The sequence below is a fragment of the Microbacterium sp. Bi128 genome (assembly GCF_918698205.1).
Genome location: NZ_CAKKMM010001616.1, coordinates 1 through 1083 on the forward strand (window position 1 = coordinate 1; position 1083 = coordinate 1083).

Sequence of the window (1083 nt, forward strand, 5' to 3'; positions counted from 1 at the left end):
CCTTGAACGCGGACTCGGCCGCGTCCCGGCCCAGCTGAAGCGCCCAGGCGAAGTCTTCCCGGCCCAGGACGTAGGTGCAGCCGCGGGCGACCGGGAGTTCCAGGATCCGGTGGGCGAGGACGTCGGTGTCCACTTGTTCGCGGCGGATGCCGGCGCGGGCGAAGAGCGTGAGGTAGGGGTTGGCGCCGCCCACGGACCGGGCCCAGCCTGCCCGGGCGAGAACCTGCTCCGCCGTGCAGCCGGCCAGCGAGCCGTCCAGGCCCTGCCGGTGCCAGGACCATGCCCGGAGCCGCTCCGGGGTCAGGCTCTGCGGCTCCGGCAGGTTGACGGGCTTTTCTACCGACGGCGATTGCGTGGCGACAGGGTGGGTGCTCATGGGCTCATTCTCCAACAGCTTCTCTGTCAGCGGTATCAAGAAGCCGTATCAACCCGCGCCGTCTGGTTTCTGGGTGCCTCTGTTTCACCGAGTTCCGCGGTTTCCGCGGTTTCGGTGGGTTCCGTCGGTTCCGTGGGTTCCGTCGGTTCCGTCGACAGGAAGCCCAGAACGGTCCGGGCGGTGGCGTCCCAGCCGGGCAACCGGCCCCGGGCAGCCGCTGCCGCCTCCCGCCAGCGGTCCCTGAGACCGGGGTCGTCCAGCCAGCGGCGGAGCAGGTCCGCCAGCGGAGCGGGGTCCGTTCCGAGCCCGACGGCGGCGCCCGGCAACCCGGGCACCGGAGTCCCGGGCGGAGTGTCCGGCGTCGGAGTGCCGGCCGCCGGCGGCCCGGGCAGGGTGCCGGCGGCGAGCGCCTCGACGGCTCCGGTGCCCTGGCGCACCACCACGGGAATGCCGCGGGCCAGCGATTCGGTGACCACCAGGCCGTAGGTTTCGGCCCGGGAAATCAGCAGGCTGAGATCGGCCGCATCCCATTTAGCATCCAGTGCCGGGCCACGGAGCTCGCCCGGGATGCGGATCCTCCCGGCCAGGCCCAGGCGTTCCACGGACTTCCGGAGCTGCGCGGCGTAGGCCGGATCGGCGGTGTCCGAGCCGATGAGGGACGCCGTCCAGGGCACATCCGTGAGCCGGGCCAGCGCGTCCAGCAGGAG

1 protein-coding gene and 1 pseudogene are annotated in these 1083 nt (G+C 72.5%); both read right to left on the bottom strand.

Annotation, left to right across the window (positions count from 1 at the left end; all coding sequences use genetic code 11):
- Positions 1-376: pseudogene (locus tag LQV45_RS34955) on the bottom strand (hypothetical protein); the annotation flags it as partial.
- A gap of 35 nt (positions 377-411) precedes the next feature.
- The coding region (locus tag LQV45_RS34960) for a glycosyltransferase (protein ID WP_230012575.1) at positions 412-1083 on the bottom strand (672 nt) is incomplete at its 5' end.